Origin of the sequence: Bacillus sp. FSL K6-3458, assembly GCF_038005045.1 — a bacterium.
GTDB classification, from domain to species: domain Bacteria; phylum Bacillota; class Bacilli; order Bacillales; family Bacillaceae; genus Bacillus; species Bacillus altitudinis.
This window is the reverse complement of the sequence record NZ_JBBOSI010000001.1, coordinates 3,266,663-3,285,796: the sequence shown is the minus strand read 5'-3', so window position 1 is coordinate 3,285,796 and position 19,134 is coordinate 3,266,663. Positions and strand designations below refer to the sequence as shown.

General features: G+C 42.2%; 16 protein-coding genes. 11 read left to right on the top strand and 5 right to left on the bottom strand.

What is annotated here, in order from left to right:
* Positions 1 to 88 precede the first annotated feature (88 nt).
* The 7 genes from MHH23_RS17335 to MHH23_RS17305 all read left to right on the top strand — a co-directional run bounded on the left by MHH23_RS17335 (position 89) and on the right by MHH23_RS17305 (position 8,539).
* Positions 89 to 1,747, top strand: a complete 1,659-nt coding sequence (locus MHH23_RS17335) for a pyridoxal phosphate-dependent decarboxylase family protein (RefSeq protein WP_008341763.1) — start codon at positions 89 to 91, stop codon at positions 1,745 to 1,747.
* Between the two features lie 31 nt (positions 1,748 to 1,778).
* Entirely contained in the window at positions 1,779 to 3,503 is a 1,725-nt protein-coding gene (locus tag MHH23_RS17330; protein ID WP_024720238.1) for a methyl-accepting chemotaxis protein, read from the top strand.
* 82 nt (positions 3,504 to 3,585) lie between these two features.
* Entirely contained in the window at positions 3,586 to 3,972 is a 387-nt protein-coding gene (locus MHH23_RS17325; RefSeq protein ID WP_035391356.1) for a DnaJ family domain-containing protein, read from the top strand.
* Between the two features lie 162 nt (positions 3,973 to 4,134).
* On the top strand, positions 4,135 to 5,568 hold the full coding sequence (treP, locus tag MHH23_RS17320) for a PTS system trehalose-specific EIIBC component (RefSeq protein ID WP_251211123.1): 1,434 nt from the start codon (positions 4,135 to 4,137) through the stop codon (positions 5,566 to 5,568).
* A 15-nt stretch (positions 5,569 to 5,583) separates the two neighbouring features.
* On the top strand, positions 5,584 to 7,284 hold the full coding sequence (gene treC / locus MHH23_RS17315) for an alpha,alpha-phosphotrehalase (protein ID WP_286068317.1): 1,701 nt from the start codon (positions 5,584 to 5,586) through the stop codon (positions 7,282 to 7,284).
* Between the two features lie 19 nt (positions 7,285 to 7,303).
* Complete coding sequence (gene treR / locus MHH23_RS17310; protein WP_017358787.1) at positions 7,304 to 8,020, top strand: trehalose operon repressor; 717 nt, start codon at positions 7,304 to 7,306, stop codon at positions 8,018 to 8,020.
* Between the two features lie 84 nt (positions 8,021 to 8,104).
* Positions 8,105 to 8,539, top strand: coding sequence for a terpene synthase (locus tag MHH23_RS17305; RefSeq protein WP_163116607.1), 435 nt, complete (start codon positions 8,105 to 8,107; stop codon positions 8,537 to 8,539).
* Positions 8,540 to 8,585: 46 nt separating this feature from the next.
* Here the strand turns inward: MHH23_RS17305 and MHH23_RS17300 are convergent, their stop codons facing one another.
* Positions 8,586 to 12,866, bottom strand: a complete 4,281-nt coding sequence (locus MHH23_RS17300; RefSeq protein ID WP_340959925.1) for a multifunctional 2',3'-cyclic-nucleotide 2'-phosphodiesterase/3'-nucleotidase/5'-nucleotidase — start codon at positions 12,864 to 12,866, stop codon at positions 8,586 to 8,588.
* A gap of 254 nt (positions 12,867 to 13,120) precedes the next feature.
* Here MHH23_RS17300 and MHH23_RS17295 point away from each other — a divergent pair, with 254 nt between their 5' ends.
* Complete coding sequence (locus MHH23_RS17295; RefSeq protein ID WP_007496591.1) at positions 13,121 to 13,639, top strand: type 1 glutamine amidotransferase domain-containing protein; 519 nt, start codon at positions 13,121 to 13,123, stop codon at positions 13,637 to 13,639.
* A 107-nt stretch (positions 13,640 to 13,746) separates the two neighbouring features.
* Here the strand turns inward: MHH23_RS17295 and MHH23_RS17290 are convergent, their stop codons facing one another.
* Both MHH23_RS17290 and MHH23_RS17285 read right to left on the bottom strand, forming a co-directional pair.
* Entirely contained in the window at positions 13,747 to 13,962 is a 216-nt protein-coding gene (locus MHH23_RS17290) for a DUF1128 domain-containing protein (RefSeq protein ID WP_008341757.1), read from the bottom strand.
* Between the two features lie 75 nt (positions 13,963 to 14,037).
* Positions 14,038 to 15,393: an alanine/glycine:cation symporter family protein gene (locus MHH23_RS17285; RefSeq protein ID WP_039168032.1), complete on the bottom strand. Its 1,356-nt coding sequence runs from the start codon at positions 15,391 to 15,393 to the stop codon at positions 14,038 to 14,040.
* Between the two features lie 174 nt (positions 15,394 to 15,567).
* On the opposite strand from MHH23_RS17285, the gene MHH23_RS17280 reads away from it, so the two are divergent.
* Genes MHH23_RS17280 through MHH23_RS17270 form a run of 3 tightly spaced genes read left to right on the top strand, consistent with a single transcriptional unit; the run spans position 15,568 to position 17,228 of the window.
* Complete coding sequence (locus MHH23_RS17280; RefSeq protein WP_138278250.1) at positions 15,568 to 16,038, top strand: low molecular weight protein-tyrosine-phosphatase; 471 nt, start codon at positions 15,568 to 15,570, stop codon at positions 16,036 to 16,038.
* Between the two features lie 20 nt (positions 16,039 to 16,058).
* Positions 16,059 to 16,391, top strand: coding sequence for a hypothetical protein (locus MHH23_RS17275; RefSeq protein WP_096881130.1), 333 nt, complete (start codon positions 16,059 to 16,061; stop codon positions 16,389 to 16,391).
* Between the two features lie 18 nt (positions 16,392 to 16,409).
* Positions 16,410 to 17,228, top strand: a complete 819-nt coding sequence (locus MHH23_RS17270) for a YihY/virulence factor BrkB family protein (RefSeq protein WP_008341753.1) — start codon at positions 16,410 to 16,412, stop codon at positions 17,226 to 17,228.
* A 207-nt stretch (positions 17,229 to 17,435) separates the two neighbouring features.
* Here MHH23_RS17270 and MHH23_RS17265 read toward each other — a convergent pair whose 3' ends face one another.
* Positions 17,436 to 17,945 (bottom strand): GNAT family N-acetyltransferase, encoded by a 510-nt coding sequence (locus tag MHH23_RS17265; RefSeq protein ID WP_138278252.1) that lies wholly within the window; start codon positions 17,943 to 17,945, stop codon positions 17,436 to 17,438.
* 14 nt (positions 17,946 to 17,959) lie between these two features.
* Positions 17,960 to 19,123, bottom strand: coding sequence for an MFS transporter (locus MHH23_RS17260; RefSeq protein ID WP_008341750.1), 1,164 nt, complete (start codon positions 19,121 to 19,123; stop codon positions 17,960 to 17,962).
* Between the last annotated feature and the right edge of the window lie 11 nt (positions 19,124 to 19,134).

The window sequence follows — 19,134 nt, the reverse complement described above, 5'->3', positions numbered from 1 at the left end:
TAAGCGAACAGTTCGACACTATAAACTTTTGAAACGGGGTCGATATAGACAGTGACAGGAAATCTTCCATTGAAAGGATTGATAGTATATGACTGTACGAGCACAGAACCTCGTTCAGAACTGGTTTCCGAGTGAGGACGGAAATGCAGAAGAGCGGAAAGAACTCATTAAATTAATGGAACAGATCATTTCAGGGGTCGATGACCTGAAGGATCCGAACCGTGCTCACCTAAAAGGTGAAAAGAATCGTGAGGAGGACTTTTACAAAAAGCTCACTGAAACAAGTCAAATTCCGATGAACGGACAACAAGCGGAACTTGTGAATGAAGAATTACTGAAGCTTTTACATAATCATCCATACCACACGAAGTATTTCTTCACGAACATTTTGCCAATGGCAAGTACACCAGGAATTCTAGGCATGCTGACGGCTATGCTGGTTAACGGAAACAACCTATGGGATGTGTATGGACCAGCAGGCGCAGAAGCTGAGGTCAGAGTGGTCTCAATGATGTCTAAGCTCATCGGATATGATCCAAATGTGAGCGGGGGCTACACAACATGGGGAGGTCAAGGGGCTATTTTCTCGGGGCTTCGTTTAGCAATTTCGAAAGTTGCACCGGAGTCATTACGAAAAGGTGTCCCGCAAAATCTTTATGCGTTTTGTTCTGATGCAGCACATTACAGCTTATTTAAGTCAATGGAAGCAACAGGGCTTGGCACAGACAACTTAATCAGAATTAAGACGAATAAAGATCATTCGATGGATATGGAAGATTTGCGTTGTCAAATGGAACGTGTTGCCCAAAATGGCGGAATTCCCGTTTATATTGTGGCAACAACCGGAACAACAGATGCCATTGCAATTGATGATGTAAAAGGGGTACGTGAAACGGCAGAAGCCATTGCTGAGGAGTATGGTCTCAAGGTGCCGCATATTCATGCGGATTCGGCGCTTGGTGGATTCTTTGCTTTCTTTAATGAGTATGATGTATCTGAAAACCCGCTGCAATTCTCAGACGGTGTTCTTCGTATGCTAAAAGAAATCAAAGCGAAATTCCAGCATCTTTCTCTTGCTGACACGATGTGCTTTGACTTTCAAAAGCTCGGCCAAACACCGTACACATCTAGTTTATTCTTGGTGAAAAACGCTGCTGACTTAAAGCGCTTGGACCTAGAAGAACAAGAAACACCATACGTTGGACATAGAGGCTACGGGGAATACCATACCGGTTATACACTGGAATGCTCAAGAATGGGAAGCTCCATCAGCATGCTAAGTGTGCTGCTAACGTTTGGAATTGAAGGATACCAGCGCTTGCTCGGTCAATTTTTAGAGGTGAACCTTGCATTTAGAGAAGCACTTCGTCAGGAAATTCCACAAGCAGAAGTCGTCAATGATGACAATGTCGGAATGGCTACATTGTTTAGAATTTACCTAGACGGCTCTCCTCGTTTTAAGGAAGAAGTTTCTGGTGAAGCAACTGCTATGGAAATTGAGCGCAACAATGATTTGAACAAAATCCTCTTTGAAAAGCTTGGAGAGAAAAGAGACGAAATGTTCTTTGGCGATACAACGAAGTTTTTACAAGTCAATGCCAAAGAAGGTCAAGAATTCTATCTAAGTGTGAGTAAATTTTTTGTGATTTCACCTTATACGTTACCGGAGCATATCCCTCATATCGTATCTTATTTAAAAGATGTCATTGCATCTGTTTGTGGACAATTTGAAAGTGTAGAGGCTTAAATTAAAATTGAGAGTGGAGATGTAGAAAAAAATGGCGAAACAAAGGAAGTTTGGGGGACTTACGATATCCTCCAAAATCATGTCAGTCGTTGTCGTAACATTACTCGCAACCGTTGCATTATTCGTTCTAACATTTTATTTAGTTAGCCAGGATTTATCTTCCCAATTATTAAAGCAATTTGATTATCGATTAACAACAGATATTGATACAGCGAAAAAAGAAATCGATAATATGGATGGAAATGTCCTTAGCATTAGCGGGAAGGATGATCCTATTTATGTGGAGATCAAAAAGAAATTCACAGAACTGAAAGAAGATCATACGCTTGAGAACTTATACGTGTTATCAAATAAGGGCGGCAAAGAAAGAATCATCGTACTAACAGGGGAAGACAATGATTTTGATCAAGATTATGTCTTTTCAGATGAAATGAAACAAGCTCTTTCTGAAGATAAAATGGTCAAAAGTGACATTTACGTTGATTCGTATGGGACTCATAAATCCGTCTTTTTACCAATTAAAGATTCAGGCGGTGAACTCACGGGGATTTTAGGAATTGACTTAGATGCGTCTGTTGTTCCAGCAACAACGAAAAAGCTGACAATTTATATTACAGTAGCATCTGCGATTGTGCTCATCGGTGGATTACTCTTCTCATTCTTCATGGGAAGAAGAATTGCAAAACCAGCACGTTCATTAATGGAATCAGCAGATCGAATTGCAGATGGTGATTTAACTGGCATGGTAGAAGTTCAAAGTAAAGATGAGATCGGTCAATTAGCGGCTTCCTTCCAGAAAATGCAGGGACGGATCAAAGAGCTTATTGGAAAGATCTCAAACTCATCAAGTGAAGTGTCGAAAATGTCTTCACAGCTTCGCACAGTGACAACGGAATCTAGTCAAAGTGCACAACAAGTGTCAGAAGCGATGACGAATATGAGTGAAGGAATCAATGATTCAGTCGCAAACATTACAGACTGCACAACATCTGTTGCGGAAATTGATACTCAAATCGAAGGCGTGACAAAAGAAGTGGATGAAATGAAATCTGTTTCATCAGAAGTACAAGAGCAGTCAGAATCTGGTCAAAAATTGGTGCAGCATGTGCTTGAACATCTCAACATGTTACACGACATGATGACAAGCTCAAAGCAGGCGGCAGAAGAATTGCAATCACATTCAACAGAAATTGAAAGTGTCATCTCCATTATTACGGACATTTCAGCGCAAACGAATCTGCTTGCACTGAATGCTTCTATTGAAGCCGCACGTGTAGGAGAAGAAGGAAAAGGATTTGCTGTTGTGGCTGATGAAGTCCGTAAGTTAGCTGAACAGTCAGCTGATGCAGCTAAAACGGTCTCAGACTTAGTCATTGGCACACAGGAAAATAGTCAGCGTGTCCTTGAAAGCGTGGAGGAAAGCAGTAAAGCAGTGGAAGAAGGCCGTGAGCAAATGAAAGGCACCTCGCAGAACTTCGCTGGTATTTATGATGGAGTGTCTCAATTTGCAAGCAGAACGAACAATTTGCTTCAATCTATTAAGCAGGTAGAACGCGCTTATCAAACAATTTCTACATCGATTGAACAAATTTCGGTCGTGTCAGAAGAACATGCGGCAAGCTCTCAAGAAGTAGCGGCAGCAACAGAACAACAAAGTGCTGGCATGCAGCAAATTTCAAGTGCGATTGAACAGCTCTCTGACATGTCAGAGGACTTGGCACAAATGGTATCTACTTTTAAAATCGACAAAAAATAACGAGAAAGCTGGCTCTTGTGAGAGAGTCAGCTTTTTTGCTATGCTTAACCAAAATATCAGACGATCTGAAAGGAGACGTGTCATGGATTTTGCGCAGAGATTGTCAGAAGAACGGATCAAAAAGGCGATGGACCATGGAGCTTTTGAAGGACTATCAGGCTTTGGGAAACCTCTGCCAAAGGATGATGCTGCTCATGTACCAGAAGAGCTGAGGATGGGCTATCGAATCATGAAAAATGCTGGCTTTGCCGGGGAAGAAACAGCTTTGAAAAAAGAACTAATGACGGTTAAAGAGTTACTGAAAACGAGTATAGATGGAGAAGAAAGAAAAAAACTCTCTCTCGTATGTGAGGAAAAACAAAAACGCCTTGATGAACTCACATCCAAGCGCCAAACGTTTGCTCGACCAGCCTCCTCCTTTTATAAGAATAGGGTCTACGAAAAACTAACGGAGCATAAAAAAAGATGATGACACGCTGCCTCTTTGAGCACATTGAGGGAGCTTTTTTTATGAAAGCGCTACATTTTCTTATTGACTACATGTATATACAAATATAAAATATGAAGTGAACATGTATATACAAGTTTTGATTCTTTTTTCTTATAAAAAAACGATCTCGGAGGGGATAGCATGGCTGATTATCAGGCAGCGGCAGATCAGATTGTGAAAGCCATTGGCGGCAAAGAAAACATTGATCAAGCCACACATTGTGTGACAAGACTTCGTTTTGTGCTAAAAGATGAAGGTAAGGTGGATGAGAAAGCACTAGAACAAATTGATGAAGTGAAGGGATCTTTCTCAGCGAATGGCCAATACCAAGTGGTCATTGGTCAAGGAGTGGTGAATCGGGTTTATGCCGAAATGGTCAAACAGACGGGAATCGGCGAAGCGACAAAAGAGGACGTCAAGCGTGCCTCTGATCAGAAATTAAACCCACTTCAGCGTGCGGTGAAAACGCTTGCAGATATCTTCATTCCAATCCTTCCAGCTATCGTGACAGCCGGTTTATTGATGGGGATTAATAATATTTTAACAGCTCCTGATATTTTCTTTGATCAAAAATCCATTGTGGATGTGTATCCGGCATGGGCGGATTTAGCAAATATGATCAACTTGATTGCAGGTACTGCCTTTACCTTTTTGCCAGCATTAATCGGCTGGTCGGCTGTCAAGCGGTTTGGAGGTAATCCACTTTTAGGGATGGTCCTTGGACTGATGCTTGTACATCCAGATCTGTTGAATGCGTGGGGATATGGAGCGGCGGAAAAGACAGGTGACATTCCTGTCTGGAATTTGTTTGAACTTGAAGTACAAAAGGTAGGTTACCAAGGGCAGGTTCTTCCGATACTTGTCGCCTCCTATTTACTCGCAAAGCTCGAATTATTTATTACAAAGCGGACACCTGAAAGTATTCAGTTGTTAGTTGTTGCACCAATTACATTACTACTCATTGGATTTTTATCATTTATCGTCATTGGTCCCGTTACATTTGCGATCGGAAACGTATTAACATCTGGACTCGTCACTGTATTCCAGCAATTCGCAGCACTTGGCGGCCTTTTATATGGTGGATTATATGCAGCGTTAGTCATTACAGGCATGCACCATACGTTCCTAGCTGTCGATATTCAGCTGATTAACTCAAAACTGCACGGCACGTTCCTATGGCCAATGCTCGCACTATCTAATATTGCTCAAGGATCAGCGGCACTTGCGATGATGTTTGTCTTAAAAGATGAAAAGCAAAAAGGGCTCTCGCTGACATCAAGTATTTCTGCTTACTTGGGGATTACTGAACCGGCGATGTTTGGGGTGAACTTGCGCTATAGATTCCCGTTTATTTTTGCCCTGATCAGTTCAGGGATAGCTGGTATGTTTATTGCCTCACAAGGGGTACTGGCAAGTTCAGTCGGCGTTGGAGGCATTCCAGGAATCTTCTCGATCATTCCGAAATATTGGGGGGCATTTGCCATCGGAATGGTGATTGTGCTGATCGTCCCATTCATTGGTACCCTTTTATATGCAAAACTTAAGAAGAAGGATGTATCACAAGAACTTAACTAGTGGTGGTGAAGGAAATTGAATCAACAAACAAACGAACCGTGGTGGAAAAAAGCCGTGGTCTATCAAATCTATCCGAAGAGCTTTTTAGACACAACAGGCTCTGGTACAGGTGATATCAATGGTGTGACGAAAAAGCTCGACTATATTAAAGAGCTAGGGGCGGATTGTATTTGGCTGACTCCTATGTATGAGTCACCACAGCATGACAACGGTTATGATATTAGTGATTATACAAAAATCCATGACATGTACGGTACAATGGCCGATTTTGAGCACATGCTGAAAGAAGCACATGAACGAGGGATTCGTGTCATCATGGATCTCGCTGTGAACCATACATCTATTTTCCATGAGTGGTTTCAAGCCTCCCGAGAGTCGAAGGAAAACCCGTATCGAGACTATTATATTTGGAAGGAGCCGAAAGCGGACGGCTCTCCTCCGAATGACTGGCAGTCAAAGTTTGGCGGGCCAGCGTGGGAATTAGATGAAGCGACAGGTGACTATTATCTTCATTTATATGATGTTACCCAGGCAGACCTCAATTGGGAACATGATGAAGTGCGCAGGAAAGTATATGACATCATGCACTTTTGGTTTGAAAAAGGGATCGATGGATTCAGACTGGATGTCATCAATAACATTTCAAAGGATCAACGCTTTTTAGATGATGCTGGGCAATCAGTGCAAGGTGACGGGCGTATGTACTATACAGATGGGCCGAGAATTCATGAATTCTTGCATGAAATGAACCAGGAAGTGTTTTCGAAATACGATAGCATGACCGTGGGGGAAATGTCTTCAACGAATATTGCAGACTGCATTCGGTATACAAGACCTGATCGGCAGGAGCTGGATATGACGTTTAATTTTCATCATTTAAAAGTTGACTATCCTAACGGTGAAAAGTGGGCCATTGCGCCATTTGATTTTCTAGAGTTGAAATCAATTCTGTCAGAATGGCAGACGAAAATGCATGAGGGCGGCGGCTGGAACGCACTCTTTTGGTGCAACCATGATCAGCCACGCATCGTGTCTAGATACGGTGATGATGGCACGTACCATCAGCAATCAGCGAAGATGCTGGCGACCACCATTCATTTGATGCAAGGCACTCCTTATATTTATCAAGGTGAAGAAATTGGGATGAAGAATCCTCGTTTTGAGGACATTTCGTCATACCGCGATATCGAATCACTGAATATGTACGAAGCCATGCTTGAAAAAGGGAAAACAAAGGAAGAAGCTTTGGCGATTTTACAGGTCAAATCAAGAGATAACGCAAGGACACCTATGCAATGGACGTCGGAAAAAAATGTGGGGTTCTCAAAAGGTACGCCTTGGATTGAACCAGCTCAAAACGGCATTTCAGTAGAAGCTGCCTTAAAAGATGAGACGTCGATTTTTTATCATTATCAAGCCCTTTGTAGACTTCGCAAAGAACTTGATGTAATCACCTATGGGAGCTTTACTTTACTGCTTTCAGATGATCCAAAGGTGTTTGCATATGTCCGAGAAGGCAAAGATGAGAAGATTCTCGTGATCAACCATTTTTATGCAGGCGAGACGGACTTTACACTTCCAGATGAGCTTGCAAAGGATGTCAATGAAATGGAAGGGCAAGTCTTGCTGTCCAATTATGAGGATGTGCCGGCAGATATCAAGGGATTTACGTTGCGTCCATATGAGTCAATCGTTTATCATTTAACCAAACGCTAGTAAATGGGGCGGAGGGAAAATGAAAGAGAATAAGTTTCGAGTGATTTATGATCAGCTCGCTAGACGAATTGAACAAGGTGAATGGCAGGATAAAGGCATCCTCCCATCAGAACATGAGCTATCTGTCATGTATGACACATCCCGTGAGACGGTGAGAAAGGCATTAAACATCCTTGTGCAAAATGGCTATATCCAAAAAATTCGTGGGAAAGGCTCAGTATTGCTGAACCGGGAGAAAATGCAGTTCCCAGTTTCGGGTCTTGTCAGCTTTAAAGAGCTTTCCCAAACGCTTGGGCGAAAGACGGTAACAACGGTTCATGAGTTCGGTTTAATCAAGCCAGATCAGTATATTCAGTCTCAGCTGAAAATCAGTGGGCAGGAGGACGTTTGGGAAGTCATTCGCTCTCGCAATATTAGCGGAGAAGAAGTCATTTTAGACAAAGATTACTTCTTGCAAAAACATGTACCGTTCTTGTCTAAGGACATTTGTGAAGGATCGATCTATGAGTATATTGAAGGAGAACTTGGGGTCTCGATTAGTTACGCACAAAAGGAATTTGTGGTCGAGCCATGTACTGAAGAAGATGAGAGGTATCTCGATTTGAACGGGTTTGATCATGTGGTGGTGGTGAAAAATTATGTGTTCTTGGAGGATACGAGTCTATTCCAATACACAGAAAGCCGCCACCGGCTAGATCGTTTCAGATTCGTGGATTTTGCTAGAAGAGAGAAGTAGACAGGGCCGAGGCTCTGTCTATTTCAGGTTGTAGGGAAACAAGGGATTAAACAATAACGAGAGCAACATCTCAGGAGGAAAAAAATGATCAGACTGAATAGACCACTCAAATTACGAGATTTGGAAATTTTTAGCGTGATGAAAGATCACAGGATTTTATGTTATGTCATCATTGAAGACACGCGAAAACCGTTTACGGAAGAAGATAGAAAATTAGAGCCGTTATGTTATATGGATGAAGAAGACATTCAAGCGATTTTAAATGTATTTCATATTTCAATTATCAGTGATGAAACATTAAATGAAGAAGATTTAACCCTTGTGAAATCGTACTTTGCTGAATTTGTGAATAACACGAACTTAACGAATTTCATTACGAGAGAATATGTTCAAAAGGATTTATATGCCGTTGATGATGAAGATGATATCACGTTCTTTAATAGAATGCTGCGTCATATTGGGTCAGATGATGTGAAAGAATTTGATGACCGTAATTGGATGTATTTATCCCAAGATTGAAAGTGAGATGCAAAAAAGGACAGAGCCGAAGTTCTGTCCTATTCTATTAAGATGATACTTTGTCTCGTGTGCGCTTGCGCTGGTAGTAATAAAGGATACCGCCTGAGGCGAGCATGAGCAAGCCAATTAATACCGCTGTATACATCATTGTTGCAGTATTCGGCAGTGTGCCGCCTGGCATGCCGCTTCCATCCTGACTTGGATCCGAACCGCCTGGAGCAGAAGTTCCACCGTCTCCGCCAGTTTGGTCTGGAGCTGTTCCAGCCGCTTCACTTTGATTGAGTACGGTGTATTCACTAAAGTGCTCCGTTTTACCTGAGACAATCCCGTTTTCGAATGAACCGTTACTTGTTTTGGCATAGCGGTTTTTCTCACGATCGACATAATAGACACCTGGTTTCTTCGCTTTTTCAGGCGCGTCTAATGTAAAGAACAGTGTGACGGGATCTTTAAAGGTAGAGACATTTTTCTGATCTTGTTTGATTTGGAAATCGTATGTGTCGGTTAATGCGTTTTTCACTTTATTTGTTTTTGCCATTGATATATCTGTTTGTTGCTCTGATAAATTGGAGAGCGGTAATGCTAGACCGACTTTGTCATGATAGATAGTGACGTTTGGATCTTGCTCTCGTTTCTTCAGTTCAGCTATTTGCCCTTTTGATAGAGACAATTGAACCTTTTTCGCTTCGGTTGCTTTGTCTAAATAGAGCAATGCTTTGTTCGTATGCTGCACATACGTTTGGAATTTCTCATCATCTTGAATGTCATAGGCGCCTTTTCCTTTCAAGCGAGGAAGGAATACTTCTTTCACTCGATGGTCGATGACTGGAGAGATATGACCGTCTGCCTGTTCAATTTGTTCTTTGAAGATTTCATAGTCAACATAGCCTAAGTCTTCACCATGAGACGCTTCTGTAAAGACGCTGTAGCCATCACCGCCTGTGCCGACGAATGCGTTAGTCGCCACGCGGTATGTTTTCTGATCATCAATGTCAGTCAGATTGCCCTTTTGATCTTTCAATTTGACATCAATCAGTCTGCTGCCAGCTGGTTTACTCAGTGTAAACGTATATTCAATACCGGCTACATGAGGGAATGCGCCTCCGCCTTCTTCAATGCCTGAAAGACCTTGTTCAAGCGCTTTTTTAATTTGACTGCCTTTTAAATCTGCGACATATAGTGTGTTTCCAAAAGGCATCACAGTTAAAATATCCCCTAATGTGATATCTCCTTTTTCAATGCTGCCTCGAATACCGCCGCCGTTTGTAATGGCAAGGTCAGCCCCAGCAGATTCTTGTGCTTTCTTTAACATGCCATCTGCAATAAAGTTTCCAAGGTTCGTTTCCTTTGCACGGACGTGTTCACGCTGTCCATCTAAGAAGACATCTGACGTCCCGACTTTTTCGGTTTTTAAATCTTGGATATCTGCCTTGTACTGATCAAGAATCGCTTTTGCGTCCGCATCTTCTTTCACAGAGTCGTCGATCGTGATGAGGTCAAAAGTAGATTCTTTTGGCTGTACGACGCCTTTTTTGTCAAAGGCCACGTCTACTTTTCCTAAAAATTGTCCGTAGTCTTTTACTTGTGCAACAATCGTTGGTTCTTTTTTATTGATGACTTTTAATTTTTCAACAAGGGTGTGGGTGTGACCACCAATGATGAGATCAATGCCATCTACTTTTTGAGCCAGTTCTAGATCACGGTTATAGCCAATATGTGTGAGCGCAATAATTTTATTGATTTTTTCTTCAGTTTGAATGGTTTTGACTGTTTCTTTTGCTTTTTTGTATGCATCTTGAAATTGAATGTTTGGACCACTGCTGGATGTAATGGCTGTGTCTTCAGTGGTTAGACCGAATACAGCGACCTTTTCACCATTTATATCAAGCAGAATGTAAGGGTAAATGCCAGCTTCTTTTTTCTCACCAGCTTTAAATGTTGCTGGTTTTTTCACTAAGTCGCTTAACTGTTTTTCCTTAGAGACATTCACGTTTGATGACACGATCGGGAAGTTCGGTTTTTCAAATTGATGACGGTTTTTAGCATCTACACTGGATGCGTCACCTGTCAGGAATTGACGAAGGACAGATGGACCTTTGTCAAATTCATGATTCCCAAACGTCATGGCATCGTATTTCATTAAGTTCATCAGTTTCAGATCGGCAAGTCCTTGCCATTTTGTGAAATAGAGATCACCAGAGAAGACATCTCCAGCGTCTAATAAAATATTGTTTTCGCTTTGGGCGCGAACTTCTTTGATCTTGGTTGCGCGTCTTGCTGCATCATCCAGATGGGCATGTGTATCGTTTGTATGCATCACCGTTAAATGCCAATTGTCTGTTGCAGGTGGTTCTGTTGTACCATCATCTTTAAACGCTAGCTTGTACACGCCAAGTCCGTCTGTGCTGGCATTCCGAATAAAGTCGACGCTGCTTGATTTCTCTGCGAACGGTTTGGCTAAAAGAGAAGATTCAAAAGTGACGGTTGCGCCTTTGATCGGTGCAATGGACCAGTTTTGATCTGCGCTTGGGTTGATGGTTTTTTGTTCAATAATATAATCCATCAGCACTTGGCGGTTCTCATCTGCTGAGGCAAGCACGACTTTATCTTGTGTGAGGTGCGGGAAGCCTCCGCCGCCAGATGCACGGTAGTTGTTTGTCACGACTAAAAATTCTTGATTGTCAGAAACGGGTTTTCCGTTGTAAGACAAGTTTTTGATGCGGTTCGCACTAGCGTTAACAAGTGTGCCCGTTGTGCTGTATTTAGCAGGCTGTGTGACATCTACTTGGTACGTCACACCATCGATCACATCAAAATTATATGAGCGGTATTCTTCGTTTAAAATAGGCTGTTCATTTGAAGTATTTGGTTTGATTTGGTTAAACTGACCTGCAGACATTTCAAGCCAGTCTTTTACTTCACTGCCTTTTAGTTTTACAATCTGTACGGTGTTATCGTAAAGATAGAGATCGCCGATGTTTTTAATCGCTAAATCACCTTTTGCGATATTTGTATAATAGTTCACACCGTTGCGTCCGCCGGCTTTAAATGGCGCACCTGCAGAGAGTATCGGCAAGTTTTTGTACGAAGTATCTTTCATTTTTTCTTGTGCATACCATTTCTGGGCATCTGTCACGATTTGAATGGAAGGGTCATCCATCACTTGAGCGAAAAAGCTGTTAATGTCTGCTTCTGTTTTTCCAACTGGCTTTCTGACATAATCTAGGGTGTTTTGGTGAGTTGTTTGAATGGCATTTTTCACTGTACTGTTTTGAGATGTCACCCCGGCAACGGATTCGATTTTGCCTGTTCCATCTGTGACTTTCCAGTTGCTTCCGTCTGGTTCTAGCGTTAAATCAATGACCCCGAGGTAGCTTCCCCAGTTTTTTGACATGACGACAGGAATGCCATTAATGGTTCCCTTTGCGACATCAAATTTGTCGACGCCGCTATATTCAGCGCTTGGGAATGTGCCATGCTGGTGGCCAGACACAATCGCATCAATGCCTTTTGTTTTTGTGGCAAGGTCAAAGATCATATTTTCTGATCCTTTAGGTGAAGCTGTTTTTTCAATTCCTGTATGAGCAAGAGCGACGATGACATCTGCGCCTTTTGCTTTCATTTCTGGAATGGTTTCATTGGCAGACTCCACAATATCTTGCACTTGAACTTGTCCATCTAAATGTTTCTTATCCCACGTCATAATTTGTGGTGGTACGAATCCTATGTAACCGACTTTCACAGTTTGGGAGGCTCCGTTTGCATCTTTAAAGGTTTTATCCTGAATGACATAAGGAGTAAATCGGTGTTCTCCGTTTAACTTTTTGACGTTCGCATTGACAATCGGGAAGTTGGCGCCCGCAATGGTACCGTCAAGAAAAGATAAACCGTAGTTAAATTCATGATTGCCGAGTGTACCTGCATCATATTTTAATTTGTTGAGTGTATGAATAATGGGGTGAACCTTTGTTTGATTGATGATGCTGTCTTTTTCATTTTTATAAACGTATTCTCCAAGAGGGGTTCCTTGAATCAGGTCTCCGTTATCAACAAGGAGTGTATTAGGATTTTGTGAACGGTGCTTGTCAATCAGCTCGGCTGTTTTTGCCAAACCGAATTCATTTGTTTCTTTGTCGCTGTAATAATCGTAATTCATCATGTTCGCATGAACATCCGTTGTGGCTAAGATACTGACCTTTACGGCGCTGCCGCTTTCTGTTTCTGCATGAGTAGGTACTGCTGGGAGAATGAGACTAATCAACATAATGGAAGTGAGCAGAATAGACAGGTTTTTCCTTCGTTTAGACCTATGTGCTTGCTTCTTCACCTGATCTCCGCCTTTCTAATTTTTTTGACCACAATACCTATTGTAGAAATGTTTCGTTAACTTTTGTAGTTATTTTTTGCAGATTATTGTAAAGATAACATAAATCATACGAATTACCTTGTTAAGGGAATGTGAATGAGTCTAAATGCTTATTTTTCTGAAAGGGGGTTTTCTCATAGGGATAGGATGTTTGATTTCAATTGGTGGGGGTATAGTGTGTAGTGTAAACGATAATCAAGCAGGAGGGTTTCTACATGGGTAAGAAAATTGCAGTTGTCTTAACAGATTACTTTGAGGATGTTGAATTCACCGAGCCTGCAAAAGCCTTTAAAGACGCAGGCCATGAGATCACAGTCATTGAAAACGAAAAAGGAAAAACAGTGAAAGGAAAGCAAGGAGAGGCAGAAGTAAGAGTCGATGCGTCTATCGATAACGTGAAACCAGAAGACTTCGATGCACTTCTGATTCCTGGCGGCTTCTCACCAGACATTCTGCGTGCGGATGATCGCTACGTGCAATTCACAAAAGCCTTTATGGACGAGAAAAAACCAGTATTTGCGATCTGTCATGGACCGCAATTGCTTATTACAGCGAAGACGCTGGAAGGAAGAGGCGCGACCGGCTATACATCCATTCAAGTAGATATGGAAAACGCAGGCGCCAAATTCAAAGATGAAGAAGTTGTCGTTTGTCAGGATCAGCTTGTCACAAGCCGTACACCTGATGACATTCCAGCATTTAACCGTGAATCATTAAAACTGCTCGCAAAATAAGTCGTTTTGACAGGATAAACAAAGCCAGCACCTTGCGAGGTGCTGGCTTTTTCTGTGCATGGATGTAAGAAAGCGGCGTCAACCGCAATTCAGTATCAGGTGCACGATTATTTTCTTAAGCTTTTCAGCTCGCTTGCAATGGCTTGCATTTCACTTGGGCTGAATGAAGATTTTTTCATCACCATTTGGTGAAGAAATTCAATATCTTCATACTTATCTGGACTGAAGTCTTCGGCTTTGATGACTCCAATATTCAGCATATTGAGCTTTTGCGAAATGTCTTCAATCAGCTGATTGACTTCAGCCGCTTTTTGCTGTGACAAGGGCGGCACGTCCTTTCCTGCATGTGTCGAATAATATGTCTATTTTAACAGAAAAGCAAAAGAATAAAAGGGCTATTATGACGACACTGAAATGTTTTTTTCCTTTTTCTCCTCTTTGATCTTATCAATGATTCGTTTGGATTCAAACACCACAACACCTGATAAACCGATGAGGCCAATTAAGTTTGGAATGGCCATCAGTCCATTGAGCATATCTGCTACGCCCCAGACGAAGTCATTCTTAAACACGGCACCGAAAAAGACAGCTATCACAAACACGATGCGATAATACATGACGTACGAATCCTTCGCCAAATATGTAAAGCATTTCTCTCCATAATAGGACCAGCCAATGATGGTTGAATAGGCGAACAGGAGCAGCCCGATTGCCACAATGGTTGAGCCAGCTGGACCGAGGAAGTGAGCAAAGGATAACGAAGTCAGCGCATCACTTTTTTCTGTTAAATACATATCTGCCATGACAATCGTAATGCCAGTGATAGAACAAACAATGATGGTGTCAATAAACACTTGCGTCATAGAGACGAGAGCTTGACGGGCAGGCATATCCGTTTTCGCAGCTGCAGCAGCAATTGGTGCTGATCCAAGACCTGCTTCATTGGAAAAGACTCCTCGTGCGACACCCCAGCGAATAACGGTTCCAATTGCACCACCTGCTACTGCTTGACCTGTAAAGGCATCTGAGAAAATAAGACTGACTGCGCCAGGAACAAGATCAGCATTCATGACAAGAATGATGAGCCCGCAAATGACGTAAAATAAAGCCATGACTGGTACAAAAATAGATGTCACTCGGCCGATACTTTTAATTCCGCCTAAAATCACGAGTGCCGTAAAGGCAGTAATGATGATACCTGTTACCCATGTTGGAATTTGAAAAGTAGAATTCATGACGCCTGAGATGGAATTAGACTGTACCAGGTTGCCGATCCCAAAGGCAGCACTGGCACCGAAAACAGCAAATAGCACCCCTAGCCATTTCTGTTTTAAGCCATGCTCTAAATAATACATAGGTCCGCCAGACATTTCGCCTTTTTCGTTTTTGACCCTGTATTTTACAGCCAGAACAGCTTCTGCAAACTTGGTGGCCATCCCGAAAAATGCAGCAAACCACATCCAAAATACTGCACCAGGACCACCTGCAATGACAGCAGAGGCAACACCGACGATATTCCCAGTACCGACAGTTGCAGCAAGAGCCGTCATTAATGCTTGGAAATGGGAGATATCTCCCTCTGATGTTTTGTCTTGTTTTGAAAAAGCGAGCTTTAAAGAATAAGGAAGTAATCTAATTTGAATGAAGAGGATCCGAAAGGTGAGGTAAATTCCAGTACCAACAATTAAAATTAATAGGGGAGGCCCCCACAAAAAATTGTTCATCGTCGTGACAAATTGCTCAATGATTCCCATCTAATGTCCCCCTTTGTTTGTGTAATTCTCCTAAAGTTTCTCCTTTTTTTGTGTATTTTGTCAATGCCGATGGGAGTTTTTCTTGCAAAGTTTCCAAAAGAAAAAGGGCTTGATATGATAGAGAAAAGGTTTTCAAAAGGGACTCTTAGGGAAAAGATAGGAGGAGAATGAAGGATGATTCATGTATTATTTGTGTGCCTCGGCAATATTTGCAGGTCACCGATGACAGAGGCGATGTTTAGAAAACGAGTCGAAGACGAAGGGCTGAGTGAACACTTTGTGATTGATTCAGCAGGCATTGGCGGCTGGCATCAAGGCAGTCCTCCGCATGAAGGAACACGAAAGCTGCTTGATGAAAAGGGCATCAGCTATGAAGGAATGACGGCAAGACAAATCATGGATAAGGATATCACCACATACGACTATATCATTGCGATGGATGCTGAAAATGTAGGCGCCCTCCGCAGTTTAGCCGGCTATGGAAAACATCACTTTATTGGCCGTCTTCTTGACTTTGTAGAAGACGACGATCGAGACGATGTGCCAGATCCTTATTACACTGGGAACTTTGAGGAAGTACATGATTTAATTGAAACAGGAATTGATCGTTTTTTGACGTATGTAAAAAAAGAGAAACACCTTTAACTGAAAGGAGTTCAGATGAGATGGAAGAGAACAAACAAATCGTGCTTCGGGGAGCTGTTATAGGCGCAGCCTGCGGCATATTGCTGACATTATTTCATCGTCCAACAAGAACTGCACTGAAAGAAAAATGGAATGGCTGCCAGCAAAAGCTGGATGAATACCGCCTGGAGCCTGGCAAGATGTCTGCTTGTGTGAAAGAAAAAATGGAAGAAACGAAGCAATTGATGAGAACGGTCTCAGATGATTTGTCTTTTCTGAATGAACAGGTGAATCAGTTAAAGGAAACAACACCAAAGGTATTAGAGATTATTGAAGAAACAAAGGATCACTTTCAAAAGAAACAGAAAGATTGATCATTGGAGATGAGGCGTATGGGTTTTGTTAAAGCGTTAATTGGACGCTTTTTGCTGCATGAAGGACCGGCAAAATCAGCTGAACTTGCGTATTTCTTTTTGCTTTCATTATTTCCGTTTCTCATCTTCGTGCTGACGCTTGTTGGTTATTTGCCGCTGACATCAAAGGATGTTCTAAGCGTCATTTCTGGTTATGCGCCAGAGGGAGCGCTTTCGATGATTGAATCCATTGCCGAAGAGACGCTGAATAACCGTAACGGCGGATTGTTGTCATTCGGGATTATTGCGGCACTCTGGTCTGCATCCAACGGCATTAATGCGGTGGTCAGAGCATTTAACCACGCTTACGAAGTTGAGGAAAATCGTTCCTTCATTCTCGTACGTTTAACATCGATTATCTTAACCATTGCGATGGTGCTTACGATTATTTTTGCCTTGATGCTGCCTGTCTTTGGAAAAGAGCTTGGCTTATTCGTTGCCAAATTAGTAGGGCAGTCAGATGCCTTTCTCACCATTTGGACCGCCATGAGATGGATTATTAGTCCACTGATTTTACTAATTGTTTTTACATCCCTATATTATTTTGCCCCTAACATCAGGCTGAAATTGAAATTTGTGCTGCCGGGTGCCATATTCGCTTCTGTTGGCTGGATTCTCGTCAGCATGCTGTTCTCATTTTATGTAGGCGAATTTGCCAACTATAGTGCGATGTACGGAAGCATTGGGGGAATCATTATATTAATGATCTGGTTTTATTTAACCGGCATTATGATCATCCTCGGCGGCGAGCTCAATGCGCTTTTACATAAGCGTAAAATCGTACCAGGCAAGGTGTAAAGAAAACCGGGCATCCTAAAGGAGAACGAACATGTTCAATCTTGACGGATGGGGGAATAACGAATGTCTAAACAATCGAAAAAAGGCGGAAGCAACACAAAACAAAACAAAGGCCATCAGCCAAAGCACAAAACAAGCGGAAGTGCGAATGGGCAAAATGGGTATCACTAGATGAAAAAACTCCTCTGCATAGGTGCAGGGGAGTTTTTAATGATTCAATTTCCGTATATAACGTTTCAGGAGAAAAGTTGCTTCAGGCTTTGGCTGATAGTTTGGATCGAGCTGAAAGCCTGCTTTCATCGCAACACGTTCACTTCTGACATGCCCAACAGGACAAAAGATTTCAAATTCATCGACTTCAGGAGCAAAGGCATCTGTCATACATTTCACTGTTTTGGTCACAATACCTTGCCCTTGCGCATCTTCACCAATCCAATACCCAATATTGCCTATCCGATGCTGAAACGTCATGCGGAATACACCGATTAATTGATCGTTTAATACGATACCCGCTTCTATATCTTTTTTTTCAGCATAGGCAGCGCGGGCAGATTGAATAAATGATTGAACATCTTCTATGCGATGACAGTGATTCACCCATGGTAGCCACTCTCCCAAGTGATCTTTATTCTGCTGGATAAGTGCAAATAATGTCTCTGTATCGGCTACTTGTAAACACGCCAATTTTAAGTCATCTGAAATGTTAAATGTAAACAAAATAGATCCTCCATTTAGTTACTTTCAACCACTGCTAGCGTCTTCCCAAATCGAACACAACAAAATACAAATAAAATCACAATGCTGACAAGGTAAAGTAAATTCATGCCCTCGAACGTCTGCACAAAGAATCCGCCAAGAACCGGACCGAGAATACTTCCTGCACTAAACGCCATCCCGCACATCAAATTCCCAGCAGGCAGCAGATGCTTTGGCAATAAGTCCGTCATATAACTGATGCCAAGTGAGAAGGTCGAACCTACAGCCATACCTGCGATAAAGAAACAGATCGCAACAGCCAAAACGGACTGAATGAAAATCCCTGCTAAAAGGAAAAAGAATGAACCGACGAGTGTCACAACTAAAATCATGCGTCGTCTGCCGAAACGGTCACTCAGCATCCCGAGAGGAAGCTGAAAAACAATACTCCCAATCGCAAACGCAGGTAAAATAAACGCAACAGCATCTATCGTCACCCCGCTTCTCAGCGCATACACAGGGAAGTTACTATTGAGCGTCGTTTCTAAAAAGCCATAGCAAAACGGCATCATAAACGCTACCCAGCCAAATTGAAACGCCTTCTTGAAGCGCTTCAAACTATTTGTCTGCTCTGACGTCTGCATTTCACCTGTATCAGGATATGTATTTTTTAAAACAAACACAAGCAGCCAAATACACAAACTAACTGCACCAGACACAATAAACGGCAAGGATGGATTGATTTCAATGAGTGGTGTTAAAAAAGGGCCAGCGGCAAAACCGAGTCCAAAGGATAACCCATACAATGAAATATTTCGCCCGCGATTTCTAGATGATGAGGCATAGGTTACCCACGTCTGTGTGGAGAAATGAAGCATATGATCACCGATGCCGATCATCAGCCGCAAGAAGAACCAGACCACATAAGATTCAATAAAGACAAAGCTAAACAAACTTAAAAAGACAGCAGCGCCCCCAATGACGATCAATGGTTTAAATCCGAAGCGGCGCAGCGGCGCTTCCATAAAAGGAGACGCAAGCAGCACGCCGAGATATAAGCCGGTGGCATGCAGTCCGTTTAACGTCGGGGAAGTGCCGGCATGTTCGAAAATAATCGAAATAACTGGCAGTAACGCTCCCTGCGAAAAACCAGATACGGATACAAGTAAAATTAAAATCATAAAATGAATTCTCGACATAAGAAGCTCCT

Excerpts from the sequence above, each read along its gene's own strand:
- MHH23_RS17285 (WP_039168032.1), bottom strand. The coding sequence starts at position 15,393 with ATGGGAATCATTGAGCAATTTGTCACGACGATGAACAATTTTTTGTGG.
- MHH23_RS17260 (WP_008341750.1), bottom strand. The coding sequence starts at position 19,123 with ATGTCGAGAATTCATTTTATGATTTTAATTTTACTTGTATCCGTATCT.
- MHH23_RS17295 (WP_007496591.1), top strand. The coding sequence starts at position 13,121 with ATGGGTAAGAAAATTGCAGTTGTCTTAACAGATTACTTTGAGGATGTT.
- MHH23_RS17325 (WP_035391356.1), top strand. The coding sequence starts at position 3,586 with ATGGATTTTGCGCAGAGATTGTCAGAAGAACGGATCAAAAAGGCGATG.
- treP (WP_251211123.1), top strand. The coding sequence starts at position 4,135 with ATGGCTGATTATCAGGCAGCGGCAGATCAGATTGTGAAAGCCATTGGC.
- MHH23_RS17275 (WP_096881130.1), top strand. The coding sequence starts at position 16,059 with ATGGAAGAGAACAAACAAATCGTGCTTCGGGGAGCTGTTATAGGCGCA.
- treR (WP_017358787.1), top strand. The coding sequence starts at position 7,304 with ATGAAAGAGAATAAGTTTCGAGTGATTTATGATCAGCTCGCTAGACGA.
- MHH23_RS17335 (WP_008341763.1), top strand. The coding sequence starts at position 89 with ATGACTGTACGAGCACAGAACCTCGTTCAGAACTGGTTTCCGAGTGAG.
- MHH23_RS17280 (WP_138278250.1), top strand. The coding sequence starts at position 15,568 with ATGATTCATGTATTATTTGTGTGCCTCGGCAATATTTGCAGGTCACCG.
- MHH23_RS17330 (WP_024720238.1), top strand. The coding sequence starts at position 1,779 with ATGGCGAAACAAAGGAAGTTTGGGGGACTTACGATATCCTCCAAAATC.
- MHH23_RS17305 (WP_163116607.1), top strand. The coding sequence starts at position 8,105 with ATGATCAGACTGAATAGACCACTCAAATTACGAGATTTGGAAATTTTT.
- MHH23_RS17270 (WP_008341753.1), top strand. The coding sequence starts at position 16,410 with ATGGGTTTTGTTAAAGCGTTAATTGGACGCTTTTTGCTGCATGAAGGA.